Source organism: Ruegeria sp. C2, from assembly GCF_056537765.1.
The window spans coordinates 1,196,963-1,216,031 of the sequence record NZ_JBQFRZ010000001.1 but is presented as its reverse complement, the minus strand read 5'-3'; the positions used below and the strand labels follow the sequence as shown (position 1 = coordinate 1,216,031).

16 protein-coding genes are annotated in these 19,069 nt (G+C 59.3%); 8 read left to right on the top strand and 8 right to left on the bottom strand.

Going from position 1 to position 19,069, the window contains the following annotated elements; genetic code table 11:
* Positions 1 to 37: 37 nt before the first annotated feature.
* Positions 38 to 796 (bottom strand): DsbA family protein, encoded by a 759-nt coding sequence (locus ACR0IV_RS06170; protein ID WP_480657373.1) that lies wholly within the window; start codon positions 794 to 796, stop codon positions 38 to 40.
* A complete protein-coding gene (locus tag ACR0IV_RS06165) occupies positions 793 to 2,175 on the bottom strand; it encodes a M48 family metalloprotease (RefSeq protein WP_480657374.1) in 1,383 nt (460 codons plus the stop codon). Before ACR0IV_RS06165 ends, ACR0IV_RS06170 begins: the two co-directional genes overlap by 4 nt.
* Here ACR0IV_RS06165 and ACR0IV_RS06160 point away from each other — a divergent pair.
* From ACR0IV_RS06160 to ACR0IV_RS06150, 3 genes are all read left to right on the top strand, one after another.
* Positions 2,174 to 3,337 carry a pyridoxal phosphate-dependent aminotransferase gene (locus ACR0IV_RS06160; RefSeq protein ID WP_480657375.1) on the top strand — a complete coding sequence of 388 codons (1,164 nt, stop codon included), beginning with the start codon at positions 2,174 to 2,176 and terminating at the stop codon, positions 3,335 to 3,337. The two genes, ACR0IV_RS06165 and ACR0IV_RS06160, sit on opposite strands and share 2 nt — an antisense overlap.
* 66 nt (positions 3,338 to 3,403) lie before the next feature.
* The gene (locus ACR0IV_RS06155) at positions 3,404 to 4,624 is read left to right on the top strand and encodes an N-acetylmuramoyl-L-alanine amidase (protein WP_480657376.1); all 1,221 of its coding nucleotides are present in this window, start codon (positions 3,404 to 3,406) and stop codon (positions 4,622 to 4,624) included.
* Between the two features lie 95 nt (positions 4,625 to 4,719).
* A complete protein-coding gene (locus tag ACR0IV_RS06150; RefSeq protein WP_480657377.1) occupies positions 4,720 to 7,209 on the top strand; it encodes a penicillin-binding protein 1A in 2,490 nt (829 codons plus the stop codon).
* On the opposite strand, the gene ACR0IV_RS06145 is transcribed toward ACR0IV_RS06150, so the two are convergent.
* Positions 7,203 to 8,033 carry an aminoglycoside phosphotransferase family protein gene (locus tag ACR0IV_RS06145; protein ID WP_480657378.1) on the bottom strand — a complete coding sequence of 277 codons (831 nt, stop codon included), beginning with the start codon at positions 8,031 to 8,033 and terminating at the stop codon, positions 7,203 to 7,205. The genes ACR0IV_RS06150 and ACR0IV_RS06145 overlap by 7 nt on opposite strands.
* A gap of 77 nt (positions 8,034 to 8,110) precedes the next feature.
* On the opposite strand from ACR0IV_RS06145, the gene prfB reads away from it, so the two are divergent.
* From prfB to ACR0IV_RS06130, 3 genes are all read left to right on the top strand, one after another.
* A complete protein-coding gene (prfB, locus tag ACR0IV_RS06140) occupies positions 8,111 to 9,235 on the top strand; it encodes a peptide chain release factor 2 (protein ID WP_480469512.1) in 1,125 nt (374 codons plus the stop codon).
* 180 nt (positions 9,236 to 9,415) lie between these two features.
* Positions 9,416 to 10,813 (top strand): amidase, encoded by a 1,398-nt coding sequence (locus ACR0IV_RS06135; RefSeq protein WP_480657379.1) that lies wholly within the window; start codon positions 9,416 to 9,418, stop codon positions 10,811 to 10,813.
* A 26-nt stretch (positions 10,814 to 10,839) separates the two neighbouring features.
* Complete coding sequence (locus ACR0IV_RS06130) at positions 10,840 to 11,625, top strand: DUF2189 domain-containing protein (RefSeq protein WP_480469514.1); 786 nt, start codon at positions 10,840 to 10,842, stop codon at positions 11,623 to 11,625.
* Between the two features lie 17 nt (positions 11,626 to 11,642).
* Here ACR0IV_RS06130 and ACR0IV_RS06125 read toward each other — a convergent pair whose 3' ends face one another.
* From ACR0IV_RS06125 to ACR0IV_RS06115, 3 genes are all read right to left on the bottom strand, one after another.
* Positions 11,643 to 12,368 (bottom strand): helix-turn-helix domain-containing protein, encoded by a 726-nt coding sequence (locus tag ACR0IV_RS06125; protein WP_480657380.1) that lies wholly within the window; start codon positions 12,366 to 12,368, stop codon positions 11,643 to 11,645.
* Positions 12,369 to 12,650: 282 nt separating this feature from the next.
* Entirely contained in the window at positions 12,651 to 13,217 is a 567-nt protein-coding gene (gene ilvN, locus ACR0IV_RS06120; protein ID WP_480657381.1) for an acetolactate synthase small subunit, read from the bottom strand.
* A gap of 67 nt (positions 13,218 to 13,284) precedes the next feature.
* Positions 13,285 to 15,036 (bottom strand): acetolactate synthase 3 large subunit, encoded by a 1,752-nt coding sequence (locus ACR0IV_RS06115; protein ID WP_480657382.1) that lies wholly within the window; start codon positions 15,034 to 15,036, stop codon positions 13,285 to 13,287.
* 424 nt (positions 15,037 to 15,460) lie between these two features.
* Here ACR0IV_RS06115 and ACR0IV_RS06110 point away from each other — a divergent pair, with 424 nt between their 5' ends.
* Positions 15,461 to 16,306 carry a HalD/BesD family halogenase gene (locus ACR0IV_RS06110; protein WP_480657383.1) on the top strand — a complete coding sequence of 282 codons (846 nt, stop codon included), beginning with the start codon at positions 15,461 to 15,463 and terminating at the stop codon, positions 16,304 to 16,306.
* Positions 16,307 to 16,345: 39 nt separating this feature from the next.
* Positions 16,346 to 16,735 (top strand): bleomycin resistance protein, encoded by a 390-nt coding sequence (locus tag ACR0IV_RS06105; RefSeq protein WP_480657384.1) that lies wholly within the window; start codon positions 16,346 to 16,348, stop codon positions 16,733 to 16,735.
* Positions 16,736 to 16,809: 74 nt separating this feature from the next.
* Here the strand turns inward: ACR0IV_RS06105 and ACR0IV_RS06100 are convergent, their stop codons facing one another.
* Positions 16,810 to 17,454, bottom strand: a complete 645-nt coding sequence (locus ACR0IV_RS06100; RefSeq protein ID WP_480657385.1) for a response regulator transcription factor — start codon at positions 17,452 to 17,454, stop codon at positions 16,810 to 16,812.
* A complete protein-coding gene (locus ACR0IV_RS06095; protein WP_480657386.1) occupies positions 17,454 to 18,887 on the bottom strand; it encodes a cache domain-containing protein in 1,434 nt (477 codons plus the stop codon). The genes ACR0IV_RS06100 and ACR0IV_RS06095 overlap by 1 nt, the downstream gene beginning before the upstream one ends.
* Positions 18,888 to 19,069 lie beyond the last annotated feature (182 nt).

Here is a 19,069-nt window from a genome sequence, read left to right as displayed (position 1 = left end):
TAAAGACGTGAACCCCGGCCAAACTGCCGCCTCGTGTTCACCCTTGTTCCGCGCGCACCCCATTCGCGATCTGCTGCATCTGATCGGCAGGCAGAAAGCCACGCAGCATCTCGGTGCCCAGAACGAAGGACGGTGTACCCGAAATCCGCATCTTTTGCGCCAATTCGCGTGTCTGTGCGATTTCGGCAGTGACCTCATCGCTGTCCATGGCTGCGACGATGGCGTCGCTGTCCAGTCCCAGCCCATCCGATATCCGGCGCAGAGTGACCTCGGATGGTTCACCGCTGAATTCCAACAGGGCATCGTGAACCTGCTTATAGGCGTCGTCTCCGGCCACCTGTTTCGTCGCAATCGCGAACCGGGAGGATACGACCGATGCGTCGCCCAAAATCGGCAGTTCCTTGATCACCAAACGGATATTGCCATCCTCGGCCAGCAGGCTGGCCACCTCAGGCACGGCACGGCGGCAGTAGCCACAGCGGTAGTCCATGAACTCGACCAGAGTGATGTCACCGTCGGGGTTGCCACCCACCCAGCTGTAGCCGTCATTGAACAACGCGTCTGCGTTGGCGGCGACCAGTTCCTTGTCGGCGGCGGCCTCGGCGGCAGCGTTGCGTTCTTCCAGAATGTTGATCGCTTCAATGATCACTTCGGGGTTTTCCAGCAGGTATTCGCGCACCTGCGCACCGAATTCGACCTTTTCGGCGTCACTCATGGCGTTCAGGTCCAGCGCGTGGGCTGGAGCGGCAAGCATGGAAAGCCCCAGAAGGGCGGGTGCTGTATGTCTGAGGATCATTTCCGTTTCCTTTTCTTTTTCTTCGCCCGTTCCGAGGCGATCAGCACATCTTGTGCCCGTTGCCACCCCGGAGACCCTTCGGGCAACTGCCCGATGGCGCGTCTTGCGTGGATCCCTGCATCGTCCAGTCGACCATGCAGGGCATATCGTTCTGCGGTGACCGCCGAAGCCATCCCGGTGTTGCCCACCTTGGCGTAGGCTGCGCCAAGATCCTGCATCAACCGGGCGTTTCGGTAGTCCCTTGCACGTGCTTTTTCAAGCGCTTGCAAGGCTTCTTTCGTCTGACCGTCCGCCAGCAGGGCGCGCCCGTACCCGGCAAGGATCAGCGAGTCATTGGGTGCCATATCAACAGCTGCGCCATAAGCTGCAACCGCTTCTTTCAGACGGCGGTTTTCCAGCAGGATTTGGCCTTTCAACTCATAGAAGAATGGGTCATCGGGCCGGATTTCAAGAGCCTTGTCGATGGCTGCGCGCGCACGGGCCAGATCCCGGTTCTGATGATGGGCCGAGGCCTCGCGCATCAGGCGGATGTCGGGATCGGTCTCCTCAGCAGCGCGGCGCAGAGTCCAGCCGGGTGATCGCAACCACGCTGACAGCTTGCCTTTGACCCTCGCGAACCAATAGTCGGCATTGGCGTTCTGTTTGGCTTTGTCTCCGAACTCATCAAGGAAATGCTCGGCCGCGCGCAAACGTTCCCGGCTGGTGGGGTGCGAGCGCATATATGGGTCCTGATTGGCCTCGCTCAGCAGTTCCTGACCAGCGAATTTGCGATGCAGGTTGACCATTCCGCGCGGAGAGATGCCCGCCCACCGCAGATAGCTGGCCGCGCTGCGATCGGCCGAGGCCTCTTCCGCGCGCGTGTGTCCCAGAAAGCTGCGCAGGGCCGAGGATGACGTGCCCGCGGCGATACCAGCCGCCGCTTCCCCTCCACCAGCGGCAGCGACGATCAGCGCCAGCGCGGTACCGAATTGGGCGTTGCGTTGGGCTGCGCGCAGGTTCTCGGCCCGACGGGCCAGATGACCGTTTGCGATATGCGCAGCCTCATGGGCGATAACGGCCTGCAACATCTCGGGCGTGTCGACCGACAGGATCAGCCCGTAGTTTACGTAGATGGTGTTGTAGTCGATGACGAACGCATTGAAGGTGCTGTCATTGACCACCAATATCCGGACGCGGTTGGTGCTTAGACCTGCTGCGCGCAAGATCGGAAAGGCCAGTTCGCGCAGGCCATGTTCGATATCAGGATCGCGGATCAGGTTTTGCGCCTGGCTTTGTGCGCTTGCGGCCAGCCACATTACCGCAGCCAGCATCAGGGCCGGGATTGACGCCAGCCGGGATACGCGTTCAAAAGCCATGGCTGCAACATGGGAGATGGGCATGAGAAACTCAACCCGGTCCGGGGTCGATCCGTTTATTGTGATGGATGTGATGGAAGCCGCGCGCAAAGCCGAAGAAGCCGGGCGTCACATCATCCATATGGAGGTTGGCCAGCCCGGAACCGGCGCGCCCAAAGGCGCGACCGAAGCGTTGGCGAAGGCGATGGCGCAAAGCCCGCTGGGCTATACGGTCGCCCTTGGGATGCCCGCCCTGCGCCAACGCATCGCGCGACTTTATGGCGAGTGGTACAATGTCGACCTGAACCCCGAGCGGGTGGTTATCACCCCCGGGTCCTCGGGTGGGTTTCTGCTGACCTTCACCGCGCTCTTTGACAGTGGCGATCGTGTCGGCATCGGCGCACCCGGCTATCCGTCCTATCGGCAAATTCTCAAGGCGCTGGGTTTGGTGCCTGTCGATCTGCCCACCGCGCCCGAAAACCGGCTGCAACCGGTGCCCTCCGACTTCAACGGACTGGATTTGCAAGGCCTGATGGTCGCATCGCCTGCCAACCCCACGGGCACGATGCTGGATCACGCCGCGATGGGGGCGCTGATCGAGGCGGCGCAGGGGCAGGGGGCGTCATTCATCAGTGACGAAATTTACCATGGGCTTGAATACGAGGCCAAAGCGGTCACGGCGCTGGAACTCACCGACGAATGCTATGTGATCAACTCGTTCTCCAAGTATTTCTCGATGACCGGCTGGCGGGTGGGCTGGATGGTCGTCCCCGAGGATCAGGTGCGTGTGGTTGAGCGGATCGCGCAGAACATGTTCATCTGCGCTCCGCACGCCAGTCAGGTGGCCGCGCTGGCTGCGATGGATTGCGATGAAGAACTGCAGGCCAATCTGGACGTCTATCGCCGCAATCGTGCGCTGATGCTGGATGGTCTGCCCAAAGCCGGGTTCACCAATATCGCGCCACCGGATGGGGCGTTTTATGTCTATGCCGATGTCTCGGATCTGACCGATGACAGTCGCGCTTTCGCCGCCGAGATTCTTGAAAAGGCAGGTGTTGCCGTCACGCCGGGGCTGGATTTTGACCCCCAGCGCGGTCACACGACTCTGCGTTTTTCCTATGCGCGTGCGACGGCTGACATTCAGGACGGGCTGGAACGTCTGCGTCGGTTTATGGCAGAGCGTGGCGCGATCGCTGCACCGGTCTAGGGCGTTCACAAAGCTTGGTTGATGCTATAGGCTTTGCGCCAATCGATCTCGGGATAACTTGAGGCCATGAGCAGGATTTTCTACGCATTCGCCCTGATCTGGGCGCTGTCAGGTGTTGCCGTCGCGCAAGAGTTCAATGCGCTCGCCCGCGTGCTGCCCGAGCAAAGCCGCATCAGCGATGAAGGCCGTTCCGGTGTGCGCCTCGATCTCGGTCTCAGTCAGGGTGTGCCCTATCGCGTTTTCACCCTACGCGATCCTTACCGCATGGTGCTGGATTTTCAGGAGGTCGACTGGGCTGGGCTGGACCGTCAGAGCTTTCTGCAAACCAACCGCATAAGCGGGGTGCGGTTTGGTGCCTATGTGCCCGGCTGGTCACGTCTGGTGTTGGAGCTGGGCGCGCCTCTGGCGATTGAAACAGCTGATCTGCGGGTCGATGAAACTACTGGTGCTGCGCATCTTTCGCTGCAATTGGTGGGCACTGATTTTGACAGTTTCGCAGCCAGCGCAGGGGCTCCGCGCCAGCCAGGGTGGGATTTACCCGAACCTGTGCTCACGCCCGAAGCCTCAGGACGGGACAATTCGGGAGTCTTGCGGGTGATGCTGGACCCCGGCCATGGTGGCATTGATCCGGGAGCTGAAGTTCCGAATACGAATGAAAAGACGCTCATGCTGACCTTCGCGCGTGAGCTGCGCGAAATGCTGTTGCGTGCAGGTGGGTTCGAGGTGGTGATGACACGCGTAGACGATCAGTTTGTCAGCCTTGAACGCCGCATCGCCCTGGCGCATCGGGCGGGGGCCGATGTGTTCGTTTCGCTGCATGCTGATTGGCTGTCCGAAGGGCGCGCGCACGGGGCAGCGGTCTATACCCTTGCTGATGAGGCGTCTGACATTGCCAGCCAGAAACTGGCCGAGCGGCATGACAGGGGGGACTTGATCGCCGGGATCGATCTGAGTGGATCGGATGATCAGGTTGCCGATGTGCTGCTGGATCTGGCGCGGCAAGAAACCAAACCACGTACGAATGCACTGGCGCAGGCACTGGCCGAAGGGATGACCCAGCAGGGTGGACCGATGAACAGCCGCCCGATCCGTACCGGCTCATTTTCGGTTCTGAAAGCTGCGGATATTCCATCGGTTCTGGTCGAGCTTGGGTTTCTGTCCAGCCCACGCGATTTGAACAACATCCGGAACCCGGAATGGCGTGCCTTGATGGCGCATGGTATCGTGCAGGGGCTCGAGGCCTGGCGGCAGGATGATCAGGTGAAACGCAGCCTGATTGGGCAATGACGCAGCGGCGCAAAATGGCCATTGTAGGGTTTCGTGTTTTGACCCGGGGCAGGCGCATCCCTATATTGGCGTCACCGCGAGAAAAAGGCAGTAACGTGATCCGGTTTGTTCTTTCGTTTTTCGGGGCGATCTTCAGCCTCGTGACTTTGGGTATATTTATGGCCGCGCTGGTTGTTGGCGCGGTGTTCTGGATGTATGGGCGCGACTTGCCCAGCCACGAGTCGTTGGCGCAATACAAACCGCCGACGATCAGCCGGATATATTCGGGCGAAGGTCAGCTGATCGACGAATTCGCGCAGGAACGCCGCCTGTTCACCCCGTCCGAGGAAATTCCCGATCTGGTGAAACAGGCCTTTATCTCGGCGGAAGACAAGAATTTCTATACCCATCAGGGGTATGACCCACGCGGGATTGTCGCCGCCGGGGTCGAGGCGGTGCGTACCAAGGGGGAAACCGTACGCGGGGCGTCGACGATTACCCAGCAGGTGATGAAGAACTTCCTGCTGTCCGGTGACCGCCGGGCTGAGCGCAAGATCAAAGAGATCATCCTTGCCACGCGGCTTGAGGATACCTTGGATAAGGAACAGATCCTCGAACTCTATATGAACGAGATCTTTCTGGGCCAGAACTCTTATGGCGTGACCGCCGCGGCGCAGACCTATTTCAACAAGACGCTGCAGGAACTTGCCCCGCATGAGGCCGCGATGCTGGCGGCGATGCCCAAGGCGCCCTCGGATTACCACCCGGTCCGTCAGAAAGAACGCCTGCTGAACCGCCGCAACTATGTGCTGCGCGAGATGCAGCAGAATGGTTACATCGATCAGGCGACCTATGAGGCTGAGGTCGAGATGCCTTTGCGTTCGGTCCAGAACGGCGACTTTGAGAGCTTCCGCACCGCCCTGCCGCCGCGTGATTACTTCACCGATGAAATCCGCCGCCAGTTGAGCGAGGACTTCGGCGAAGGCGAATTTTTTACCGGCGGTTTCACCGTGCGCGCATCCGTGGATGAAGAGATGCAGGTCGAGGCCGCTAAGGCCTTGCGCACAGCGCTTCAGAAATACGACCGCTCACGCGGACGCTGGCGCGGCACAGGTGATGTGATCCCGGAAGAGAAGCTGGCGGATGAGGCGCAATGGCGCGAGGCGCTGGCGATCATGGAAATCCCACGCGACGTGGTGCTGCCGACGCAGTGGTACCCGGCGGTGGTGCTGAACGTTGCCGATCAGTCCCTGACAGTTGGTATCGAGGATGGCCCCGCTGACGGTGCCATTCCGCGGTCTGACATCCAGTGGATGCAGGGTAATTTCCAGGACAACTTCAAACGCGGCGACGTCATTCTGGTGATGGCCGGGGAAGAGGGTCAGTGGTCCGCCCGTCAGGTGCCCGAAGTGCAGGGTGGCTTTGTCGCGATGGACGTGAATTCGGGCCGTGTTCTGGCGATGCAGGGCGGGTTCTCGTATCAGGACACCGTGTTCAACCGCGCCACACAGGCGCAGCGTCAGCCGGGGTCGAGTTTCAAGCCCTTCGTCTATGCCGCCGCACTGGACAGTGGCTATAGCCCGGCGACGATCGTTGTGGACGCACCGATTGAGGTGAATACGCCACAGGGTCTGTGGCGGCCCAAGAACTCGTCGAACAAGTTCTATGGGCCAACGCCTTTGCGTACGGGCATCGAACAGTCGCGGAACCTGATGACTATTCGTCTGGCGCAAGAGGTGACGATGCCGGTGGTCGCAGGCTATGCCGAGCGGTTCGGCGTCTATGACCGGATGGGGGCGTTCCTTGCGAACTCACTGGGGTCCGAGGAAACCACACTCTACAAGATGGTCGCGGCTTATGCGATGTTCGCCAATGGTGGTGAGCGGGTTGAACCGACCCTGGTCGACCGTATTCAGGACCGGTATGGCAAGACGATCTATCGCCATGATGACCGGCAATGTCTGGATTGCAATTCGAGCTGGCTGGAACCGGACGAAGCGCCTCAGATCATCACGGATCGCAGTCAGGTAATGGATGCGATCACCGCTTATCAGCTGACTTCGATGATGAAGGGCGTGGTGGATCGGGGAACCGCATCCAGCGTCGTCAATCTGCCGGTGCCGACAGCAGGCAAAACTGGCACCACCAACGAATCCAAGGATGCGTGGTTCATCGGATTTACCTCGAACATCGTTGCCGGCTGCTATATCGGCTACGATCGCCCGCGCCCGATGGGGCGGGGGGCCTATGGCGGCACCATGTGTGGCCCGGTCTTCCAAAGCTTCATGGAAAAAGCCGTCGATAAATATGGCGGTGGCCCGTTCGAAGTGCCGCCGGGTGGGCAGTTCATCAAGATCGACCGATTCAGCGGTGCACGCCTGCCGGCAGATGCATCGGGTGACTATGTTGTCGCCGAATATTTCCGCGATGGCGTCGACGGCTTTATCGACCGCGTCTATGACGGTGGCTTTGCCGTGGGGTCGGAGCTGCCGTTGTTTGAAGAAGTCACCCGAGGCGGTCGCCAAGTGACGACCTCGACCGGCAACACGATTACGGTTGGTCCCAACGCCAGTCAGGGTGACCTGCAGGGCGGCGGTCTTTATTGATCTGTGATCTCTAGCAAAAGATGAAGCAGACCGGCCTCATGGTCGGTCTCGATTTTCCCATCGGCGCGCCAGAAGATAGACAGCGCGCATTTCGCGGCGGCCCATTGTGCGAGCCGCTGAGCACTGACGTTCATAGCATCGGAATAAAGGGTCAGGCATCGGTGGATCTGACCGCGTTGGCGCACCAGTTCGGGCATGCCCTTCGGGTGGCGCAAAGCGTTGGCAAGCTCAAACGCGGGGTCACCCAGATAGCCTTTGGCGTCTATGACCCGAGGCCCCGTGGCGGTCAGTATAACGTTGTCGGGATGCAGGTCCCCGTGCAGCGGTACTGCTTCAGGCTGGTTGTCCAGCAAGGCGCGCGCCAAGTCGATTGCTCGGACCATGTCATGTCGAAACGGCACGGGGCAGTTCGGTGCAAACTCGCAGCAGAGTAACGGGTCAAACACCTGCTGCAGCGGTTTCAGCCGTGTCGCCTTGACCACTGGCGCACAATGCAGGCGTTGCGCGGTTTCAGCCAGCGCGGTGAGGGCGGTATCGGGCTGTCCGGCGCGGGCCAGATCGCCCAGCGATGGGCCCTCCAGCCACTCCATCAGCACGGCATTGTTCTCCTCTGCCAGAACCGTGACCGCGCCGCGGTTTTGCCAAAGCCTGAGGAGGTCGGTGCCAGCCGCCTCGTTGCCCCGATCTTTGCGGCGATAGAGTTTCAGCGCTGCGGGACCATTGGCTGTTTGAACCTGCCAAAGCTGAGCGTGACCGGTGTCAGCGATGTGTGACACGAGGCTCAGACCCCACGCATCCGCAATCTTTTCCGCAGCGCTTTGCATTCCGATCCTGCCTGTCTTGTGGTGGCCCGCACCTCTTGCTATCACGCAGGCCTGATTGAGCAAGTTGGGACAAGACCATGCGCGCCGAAACCCAGAACATCGTGGCGGAAATCGAAAAGTCGCTGGAGCTGCTGGCGCAGCGCATGGACTATGAAACTGCGCCGCATCGGTTGGAGGAATTCAACGCGCGCGTCGAGGATCCGAACCTGTGGGATAACCCCGAGAACGCGCAGAAGCTAATGCGCGAGCGGCAGTTGCTGGTTGATGCCATCGAGACATATGAATCCATCAAGACCGATCTGAGCGACAATATCGAACTGATCGAACTTGGCGAGATGGAGGAAGATCAGGAAGTCGTCGACGACGCCGAAGCTTCGATCAAGGCGTTGCGGGCCAAGGCCGCCAAGAAAGAGCTTGAGGCGCTGCTGGATGGTGAGGCCGACGGCAATGATACATTCCTTGAGATCAATTCGGGCGCGGGCGGCACCGAGAGCTGTGATTGGGCTTCGATGCTGGCGCGGATGTATGTGCGTTGGGCCGAGAAGAAGGGGTATACGGTCGAACTGCAATCCGAGACAGCCGGTGAAGAGGCGGGGATTAAATCTGCCGCTTATAAGATTTCCGGGCATAACGCTTATGGCTGGCTGAAGTCGGAGAGCGGTGTGCATCGGCTGGTGCGCATTTCTCCTTATGACTCGGCTGCGAAACGGCATACCTCGTTCAGCTCGGTTTGGGTCTATCCGGTGGTGGACGACAATATCGAGATCGAGGTGAACCCCTCCGACATTCGTATCGACACCTACCGATCTTCGGGCGCGGGGGGACAGCACGTGAACACGACGGACTCGGCGGTGCGGATCACGCATATCCCGACCGGGATTGTGGTGACGAGTTCCGAGAAATCGCAGCATCAGAACCGTGACATTGCCATGAAGGCGTTGAAATCGAGGCTGTATCAGCAAGAGCTGGATCGCCGGAACGCGGATATCAACGCGGCGCATGAGGCCAAAGGGGACGCGGGCTGGGGCAACCAGATCCGGTCCTACGTGCTGCAGCCCTATCAGATGGTCAAGGATCTGAGGACCAACCATGAGACTTCGGACACCAAAGGGGTGTTGGATGGCGATCTGGACGGGTTCATGGCGGCGACGCTGGCGTTGAATGTGGCGGGTAAATCCCGGTCCGAGGCGCAGGGCGACTAGGCTGGGCAGGGGGCGCTGCCCCCGTCGCAGCAGGCCGCGACTCCCCCGGGATATTTTGGGCCAGATGAAGCGGGATTCCGTTCGCGCCTCTGGTCGGGAAAAGATACATTGAAACAGTGGGTTTAAATGGTGGGGCGGCTTGGCTAGGCTGAGCGGCGAAAGCCTGATGTGAGCCTGCCCATGAACCTGAGCCAAACCTCTGCCACAGATCTGTTGGGCGCCCTTGCGCAGCGCTCGATCTCTGCGGGTGAGGTTATGCGCGCGACGCTGGATCGGATCGCTGAGGTCAATGGCCGCGTAAATGCGATCGTTGCGCTACGGGATGAAGCGGCGTTGCTGGCAGAGGCGCAGGCGCTGGATGACGGCCCGATCCGAGGGCCGTTGCACGGTTTGCCGATTGCGGTGAAGGATCTAGTAAACGTCGCGGGGGTGGCGTCGACGCAAGGCTCGCCGCTGTTCAAGGACCACGTTCCGCCGTCTGATGACTTGATCGCAGCGCGGATGCGGGCAGCTGGCGCGATTCTGATAGGCAAGACCAACTCGCCCGAGTTCGGGTTGGGATCGCACACGTTCAACCCGGTCTATGGCGCCACGCGCAACCCGTATGACCCGGCGCGATCCTGTGGTGGGTCATCCGGTGGTGCGGCGGTGGCTTTGGCCACTGGCATGGTAGCGCTGGCCGATGGGTCGGACATGATGGGCAGTTTGCGCAACCCGGCTGCGTGGAACAATGTGTACGGGTTTCGGCCCAGCTGGGGGCGGGTGCCCTCTGAACCTGTCGGGGACAGCTATCTGCATCAGCTATCGACCCTTGGCCCCATGGCACGCAGCCCGGAGGATATCGGGATTTTGCTGGATGTGATCTCGGGCCCGGATTCGCGGATGCCGCTGAGCCTTGATGTCGATGATGTCTCTCCGGTTTCCAAGGCCGATCTGAAAGGCATGCGGATCGGATGGCTGGGCGATTGGGGCGGCGCGTTTCCTTATGAGGCTGGAATATCAGAGCTGTGTGAGGGCGCTCTGGACGTGTTTGCTCAGCTTGGGGCGCGTATTGAGTCGGTTGCCCCGCCATTTGACGCCGAACGGGTTTGGGACAGCTGGATTACCTTGCGATCCTGGAGCGTAGCCACAGGGTTGGAAGCCTTGTCGGACCGGAAAGCCTCACTCAAGGACAGTGCGCAATGGGAGTTGGAGCGTGGATTGGCGCTGAGCGCGATGGACGTGCATCATGCCAGTGTCACAAGGTCGGAGTGGTTTCGGCAGGCGGCGGCGCTGTTTGAAAGCTATGATGCGCTGGTACTTCCGGCGGCTCAGGTTTGGCCCTTTGATATCGACCAGCCATACCCGACCGAGGTCGCGGGGCAGGTGATGGACACCTATCACCGCTGGATGCAGGTGGTTACTCCGGTCAGTTTGCTGGGTCTGCCCTGTCTGGCGGTGCCAGCCGGGTTTGGCGCGCAGGGATTGCCGATGGGTTTGCAGCTATTCGGGCCACGCGGTTCCGACGCGCGAATGCTGGCAGTCGGGGCAGCTTATCATGAGGCGACGTGCTGGCCACAGAAAAGACCGACCAACTAGATCGGTCACGGGAGGAGAGACAGAGAATGGATAAGCCTTTTGGTGTTCCAACAATGAAAGCGGTTGACGCAGCCATGCTGAAGGACGCGCTGCGTCAGGGTTGGCAGGATTTCCGCCGCGCGCCGGTCTTCGGTCTTTTGTTTGCCGGGTTCTACGTGGTGGCGGGCTGGGTGATGGCCTGGGTCACACTGCAGAGTGGAACCTCGTTCTGGCTGGTACTCGCCGCGATCGGGTTCCCGCTGATCGGTCCGTTTGCCGCCGTGGGTCTCTATGAAGTTTCTCACCGACTTGAGCAGGGCGAACCGCTGGATTTTGGTGCGATCTTTGGGGTTGTCGTGCAGCAAAGCCGCAGGCAGCTGCCGTCGATCTGTGCCATCATCGTGGTGATGTTCCTGTTCTGGTTTTTCCTCGGGCACATGATTTTTGCACTTTTCATGGGGCTGTCGACGATGACCAACATCTCATCGTCGTTTGAGGTGTTTCTGACACCAAATGGATTGTCCATGCTGGCCATCGGGACAGTCGTCGGGGCCATATTTGCGATCCTGCTTTACATGATCACGGTTCTGTCGATCCCGATGTTGCTGGATCGTGAGTTGGATTTCGTCACCGCGATGATATCGAGCTATGCCTATGTCGCTGCAAATAAAGGCGTGATGTTGGGCTGGGGCGCTTTCATTGCCATTGTCACCTTTCTGGCAATGATCCCGTGGTTTTTGGGTTTGTTGGTGGTATTGCCGCTGATGGGCCACGCCAGTTGGCGCCTCTATCGGCTGATCACTGAAGACGCAGTGGCAGACGAAGCGGCCTGAATACAGGCCCGGATGTGTCAGCGCGCTTCTGGGGCGTGCGGTGCTCTGCGTCTTAGACGCAGGGCTGCAGACAGATCGTACGCGAGGTGACGTAGTTCCAGCCGTTGAATATTCGGACCTAGGGCAGATCGGTCTGGTAGCCGCAGCAGATAACCCAGCCACCGCAACTCGGTGTCCGAGGGTTGTGGCGTCACTACCATCACCCGGCAATCCCGCCCGCCCTGACGGGACATCAGCGCGCAGATCTGTGTACCGGATTGCGTGACAACCCCTTGAAGCTCGCGTGCGGGGGCGGGTTCATCGGGCATCGCTGAGTGCGGCTCATAACCGCGCAGCAGGGCGCAATGGCCAATGCGGCGCACAAGCAGCAGCTGGTGCCGTGCGGCATCGCTTCCGTTCAGATCTGCCTCGATCGCGTGATAGAAACCGGGTGCGAACAGCGCGTTGGTTCCGGCAGCGAGAAAGCGGTCGATGGTGTCGGACGCCGGGTGCGCAGGGGGTGTTTCAATCTCTTCCAAAGGTTTCAGCAGGATACGGGCATCCACGGCAAAGAACCGACAAATCCGATCCAGCACGTCGGGTCGCGGAAAGCTCTCGCCACCCAAATATCGATTGAACTGTGTCCGGTTGATGCCCAACTGGCGGCAGAGTTCCGAAACCGAAGGATAGCTGCGCGCAAGCTGTTTGAGGTTTTCGCCAAACATGCTGCGCAATTCGGCGGGGTTGCGGATGGTATCGGTCACGTTCGTCCTGGGATTCTGCTGGTTTTTAGTAAAACGCGATCACATCGGCGCAATGGCCGAATGTCAGTCAGAAATCGTAACGAAGACCCTAGCGGAGGCCTGATGACACGCCGCTACAGGCTACACGCTAACGTGGCATGTGCCAAAATCAATAGGGTTTTGGCTAACTTGTCTGATCTTTTTTATGTTCTGGTCTAGATGTGATGAAAATAACCGCGCGTTTGTGTACGGGCGGTTATTTCAGTGATCGAACCGCGAATGAGGCGGCAGAGAGGTCGGATTTCAGGTTCTATCGCCACGCAACAAGGCAGCAACACCAGTGCGCGCGATTTCAGCAAGACCCAGGGGCCGCATCAGATCCGCAAACGCGTCGATCTTGTCTGGCGCACCTGTGATCTCGAAGATGAACGAATTCAGGGTGCTGTCGACCACATTGGCCCGAAAAATATCCGCCAGACGCAGCGCTTCGACCCGTTTTTCGCCTTCGCCGACGACCTTGATGATCGCCAGTTCGCGTTCAACTGATGAGCCTTCGACGGTCAGGTCATGCACATCCCGCACCGAAACGATCCGGCCCAGCTGTGCCTTGATCTGTTCGATCACCTGCGGCGTGCCGGTGGTCACGATGGTGATCCGGCTGAGATGTCCGGTGTGGTCCACCTCGGCGACGGTGAGACTTTCGATGTTATAGCCGCGGCCCGAGAACAGACCGATCACCCGCGCCAATACGCCGGGCTCGTTTTCGACCAGAACGGCGATCGTGTGCTGCTCCTGTACGTCCGAGAAAGTGGGGCGTAGGTTGTATGCGGAATGGCGGGTTGCGCCTTTTTTGATTTGTAGGGCAGACATTTATGTCCCTTTCATCATCCTGCGATGGTCGGACACCGAAGCGCCCGACAAAATTCGTCGAATTTTGTTAAACCAGAACCGATCCCTTGGAATCGATCACGCCCTGGGTCTCGGCTTCACCAAGCAACATCTCGTTATGGGCTTTGCCCGACGGGATCATGGGGAAGCAGTTCTCGTGCTTTTCGACCAGACAGTCAAAGATCACCGGGCCGTCATAGTTTATCATCTCCATGATCGCGTCATCCAGATCGGCGGGGTCAGAACAGATGATACCTTTGGCACCAAACGCTTCGGCGAGCTTGACGAAATCGGGCAGGGCCTCGGACCACGAATGCGAGTACCGTTCGCCATGCAGCAACTCCTGCCACTGGCGGACCATGCCCAGGCGTTCGTTGTTCAGGATGAACTGCTTCACCGGCAGGCGATACTGAACGGCGGTGCCCATCTCCTGCATGTTCATCAGCCACGAAGCCTCGCCGGCCACGTTGATCACCAAGGCATCCGGATGCGCCATTTGCACGCCGATTGAGGCCGGGAAGCCGTAGCCCATGGTGCCCAGACCGCCAGACGTCATCCAGCGGTTGGGGTCTTCGAAGCCAAGATATTGCGCGGCCCACATCTGGTGCTGGCCAACTTCGGTGGTGATATAACGGTCGTGGTTCTTGGTCAGTTCTTCCAGCCGTTGCAAGGCGTGTTGCGGTTTAATGGTCTTCTCGCTTGCCGTGAAAGCCAGGCAATTCACCTTGCGCCAGTCATCGATCTGCTTTTGCCATTCGGCAACAGCTGGCGTGTTGGTTTTGCGGCCGCGCGATTTCCAGATGTTCAGGATGTCTTCCAGAACATGGGCAACGTCACCGACAATCGGGATATCCACTCGGATGACCTTGTTGATCGAGGACGGGTCAATATCGATATGCGCCTTGACCGAATTCGGCGAGAACGCATCGATCCGTCCGGTGATCCGGTCGTCGAAGCGGGCACCGATGTTGATCATCAGATCGCAATCATGCATCGCCATGTTGGCCTCATAAAGACCATGCATCCCCAGCATTCCGATCCAGTTCTTGCCTGAAGCCGGATAGGCGCCAAGCCCCATCAGGGTCGAAGTGATTGGAAAGCCGGTCGCCTCCACCAACTCGCGCAGCAACTGGCTGGCCGCGGTGCCAGAGTTGATGACGCCGCCGCCGGTGTAGAAAACGGGTTTCTTGGCGGTCTCCATCGCGGCAACCAGTTCAGTGATCTCTTCCAGATCACCTTTGAGCACGGGTTGATAATGTGAGGTTGAAGGCTTCGGTCCGCTGTATTCTCCATTCGCAAACTGAACATCCTTGGGGATGTCGATCAGAACGGGGCCGGGGCGGCCCGACGTGGCGACGTGGAAGGCCTCGTGCAGGGTGCCGGACAGCGAGTCGGTATCTTTCACCAGCCAATTGTGCTTGGTGCAGGGGCGGGTGATGCCTACGGTGTCGGCTTCCTGGAACGCGTCCGAGCCAATCATGAAGGTCGGCACCTGACCGGTCAGAACAACGATCGGGATCGAATCCATCAGCGCATCGGTCAGACCGGTCACCGCATTGGTCGCGCCGGGGCCAGACGTCACCAGCGCAACGCCCGGTTTGCCGGTGGACCGCGCATAGCCTTCGGCTGCGTGTACCGCGCCCTGTTCGTGCCGTACAAGAATGTGACGGATATCGTTTTGCAGAAAGATCTCATCATAGATCGGTAGGACGGCGCCACCGGGGTATCCGAATACCGTGTCCACGCCCTGATCCTTAAGGGCCTGAACCACCATCTTTGCGCCGGTCATCTCACGTGTCATCTGCTTTGCTCCGTTCGCGACATGTGTCTTGCGTTCTGCATAAAAAAAGCCCCCGAGATTTTTCGGAGGCGCATGGGTTCGATTATGGTTTACCGTTACCGGCCCATGCGCGTGGTTCCTACGATTACGACTAGCGTTCTCATCGCCAGAGGCTCCTTCTTTGCGTGCAGGGACATTATGAGGGGCGCGCGGGGGCGTCAACAGGCAATTGCTCAAATTTTCTAACTCGGGGGCGGTATTTTGCGACATATTATTGCGCATTTTGCCGCATGTTGGGAATTTCCGCCAAAAATCGAAGTTATTCACTGATTTGGCGGAGGATGCGGAGGTCTGAAAGCGGCAACGCGATGTCCGAAACGGGCATGATCGGTCGACCTGTCTGCGTCACGCTTGTCTGTAACCTCACGAAAAAAGGAGATCAGTGATGCTGCACGATCTGGTGGATCTCGGGCGATACCCGATCGATTGTCCGGGATCCTGGGCGTATAACCGCATGATCGAGGATCTTCGGCGTGAGCTTGATCAGGACGGTTGCGCGGTGTTGCCCGGTTTTGTGCACGAAGCCGGGTTGGAGCATCTGGTGCGCGAAGCCGAAGCTACCGCCCCACAGGCGTATCGTTCGTTCAACCGGACCAATGCCTATTTCACTAAAGATGATCCGCGCTTTGGGATCGGCCATCCAATACGCCGTTTCTACGACCGGTCGAACGCCTTTGTTCCGGCGGATAACTTTGCCAAAGATGGTCCCCTGCGTCGGATTTACGAATTTGAAGAGTTCATGCCCTTTATCCGGACCGCTCTGAACGAGCCCGAGGATCGGTTCTTTCGATATGATGATCCGCTGGCCGATGTGATCATTAACGTGGTCGAGGAGGGGCAGGGCTTTCCCTGGCATTTCGACACCAACAACTACACGGTCACGCTGGCAATCCAGAATGGCGAAGAGGGCGGAGCGTTTCAGTATGCCCCCAACCTTCGCAGCGCTGATGAGGAGAATTTTCCGGATGTCGCGGCGGTACTGGATGGCAACATGGCGCGGGTTCACACGCTTGAGCTGCAGCCAGGTGATCTGCAGATATTCCGCGGGCGGTATTCATTGCACCGGGTGGCACCGGTCAGCGGCCCGCGCAAGCGGTATGTCGGGATTTTTTCGTTCGTCGAAACAGAAGGCATGTGTGGAGGAGTCGAGCGGACCCGCCAACTATACGGCCGCGTGTTGCCGCATCATCATGAGCGTGAAGGATTGCGAAACGATCAACTTATTGACTGAGCCATGCTAGAGTTTCAGCCATTGGATCGGGAGGATCAGATGGCGCGGATATTGCAGCTCACACCGTTTGTACTGTGCTCATCTCTGGACAGGCAAATCGAATTTTATTGCGCTCGGTTGGGATTTACCTGCACCTTCAAGCAGGACAACTATGCTTTCTTACGGCTTGATGTGGTTGCCATCCGTTTGCTGGAATGCCCGCCGCGCCCGGATGGGCGTCCGCTGGGTGACGAACAATCTTTCTATATCGATGTCGAAGGGATTGACGCTTTGTATGAAAAGCTGCGTCCTGGTTTGCAGGACTTGCCCGAGGGGCGCGTGCGGCCTCCATTCGATCAACCCTATCGACAGCGCGAGTTCCACGTCATCGACGAGGACGGGACGCTGGTGTTTTTTGGCGAAGACATCAGCCCGCGCGGCAGCGGGTAGCACTCCCGCCCGTTGTCAATGCGCCTTTGGCGCACCTCCTCCGGTTGGGCCGGGCAGCGCGTGCCGCGCTGCGGTCAGAACCCGGGACTGGTGCCTTGCAGCACCCCATGTTCTAGCGCATAGCGGGTCAGGCCCGCGGTGGAGGAGATGCCAAGCTTGCGTTTGATGTTCTTGCGGTGGGTCTCGACGGTACGTACCGAGATATCCAGCGCCAGCGCGACCTCTTTGTTGGATTTGCCCTGCGCCAGTTCCAGCAGAATGGTCTGTTCGCGGCCTGTCAGCGCCTCGCGCGTGTTGCCGTCCTTTGGCTCCAGCGATCCGCTGGCCCCGGTGCAGAGGTAGCGCTCGCCGCGCATCACCGCATCGATGGCCTGCTTGATCTCTTCAGTGGGCACGTCCTTGAGCACATAGCCCTTGGCCCCGTGGCTGAGCGCGGTCGAGATGTATTCCGGGCTGTCATGCATCGACAGGATCAGGATGCGCGTGTCGGGCAACCGTTCGAGAATGAGTTCGGTTGCGCTGAGCCCGCTGAGACCTGGCATGTTGAGGTCCATCAGTATTACGTCCGGTTCCAGCTGTGTCGCCTGATCGACCGCCTCCTGACCGTTGGAGAGGGTGCCGACCACTTCGATCTCGTCATAGCCTTCGAGCAGAGATTGGATGCCCTCAGCCACCATCGGGTGATCGTCGACAATAAGAACCCGGATCGAATCAGACATCAGGAACCGGCCTTTCGTTTCGGTGTTGCGTCTTCCTGCGGTGGCAGCAGGTGGCTGAGCGGCAGGCTGGCCTCGATTACGGTGCCGCTGCGTTGACCGCGGGATGACAGAATGCGAAGCGAGCCGTCAAGCTGTTCTATCCGTTCCTGCATGTTGCGCAGGCCGATACCGGTGGAGGCGCTGTCCGTTTCGCTGCGCAGCCCGCAGCCATTGTCCGTGATGCGCATCGTGGCGCCTTTCTTGTGGCCGCGCAGGTCGATTGTAACACGGGTCGCGCCCGAGTGACGCTCGATATTGGTCAGCGCCTCTTGGGCAATCCGGTAGAGCGCGATCTTACTGTCCTGATCCAGCCGGTTGCGGAACACCACTGTGGTGAACTCGGTCTCGATCCCTGTGCGTTCGCGGAAATCGTCGGTCAATGCCTTAAGCGCGGGGCCGAGGCCCAGATCATCCAGCACGCCGGGTCTGAGATCGCGACTGATGCGGCGCACTTCGGTGATGGCGGTGCCCAGATTGTCGATGCCTTTCTCTAATGGTTCCTGCGCACCTGTATCGTCGCCGCGGGTCAAGCGGCGGCGGGCGTTGTCCAGCGCATAGCGGACACCGACGAGGATCTGGCTGATGCCGTCATGCAGTTCGCGCGCCACGCGGCCGCGTTCTTCTTCCTGCGCGTCGAACACGCGCTGGGTCAGCTCTTTGAGTTTGGCATCGGCCAGACGGCGTTCACGGAAATTCAGCAACATGCCTGAGGCGAAAACGATCAGCACGGCAGCCAGAACGATGCCTCCGATATAGAGGAAGGTGCGCTGAACGCGCGCTTCGACTTCGGCCCGTGCATTAGCGACTGTTGCGACTATATCATCAATAAAGACGCCGGTGCCGACGACCCAGCGCCAATCCTGCAGGCCGACGACATAGGCAATCATCTGCGCCTCTTCCCCGGTCGAGGGTTTTTGCCACATGAAGCTGTGCCAGCCCGCACCCTGACGGGCGAGCGTGATGAACTCGTCCACGATCGGTATGCCGTCGCTGTCGGTCAGATCTGACCAGTTGCGGTTGATGAACTCGGTCTGGCGCGGGCTGACAAGGTTGTTGCCGTCATAATCGTAGACGAAGAAAAACCCGTCCTTACCATAGATCATCGCCGACAGGATCTGTGTAACGAGGTTCTTTGCAACTTCATCATCTGGCGAGGCGCGACCGTAGATATAGGCAAACCCGTTGCGGGCCTGAGTCACATAGTTGCGCAGTTCATCCTTCTTGGCCTCGATCAGACGACGTTCGAGGGCTTGTATCTCGCGTTCGGCGGTTGCACGGGATTCATAGGCGACCACCAGCGCAATCGCAGCCACCGCTGCAAGCAGCGGGATAGCAGCGACCAGCGACAGTTTTTGCGCATAGGTCAGCGAGATGAGATTTCGGAATCCTCTCATGGTCGAATCGATACGCAAGCTGCCGGGAAATTGCAAAAAGATTGGGCGATCAGTGGTCCTGGTCCTCGATTTTTAAGACGGGGCAGGTGAAATCGGCCTGATTTATGCCCCGAGCGCGGAAAAATTGGCTCGGCTACGTAGTAGTAGGTATTCACATTCATGTGCTTGCAATTAGGCTGACG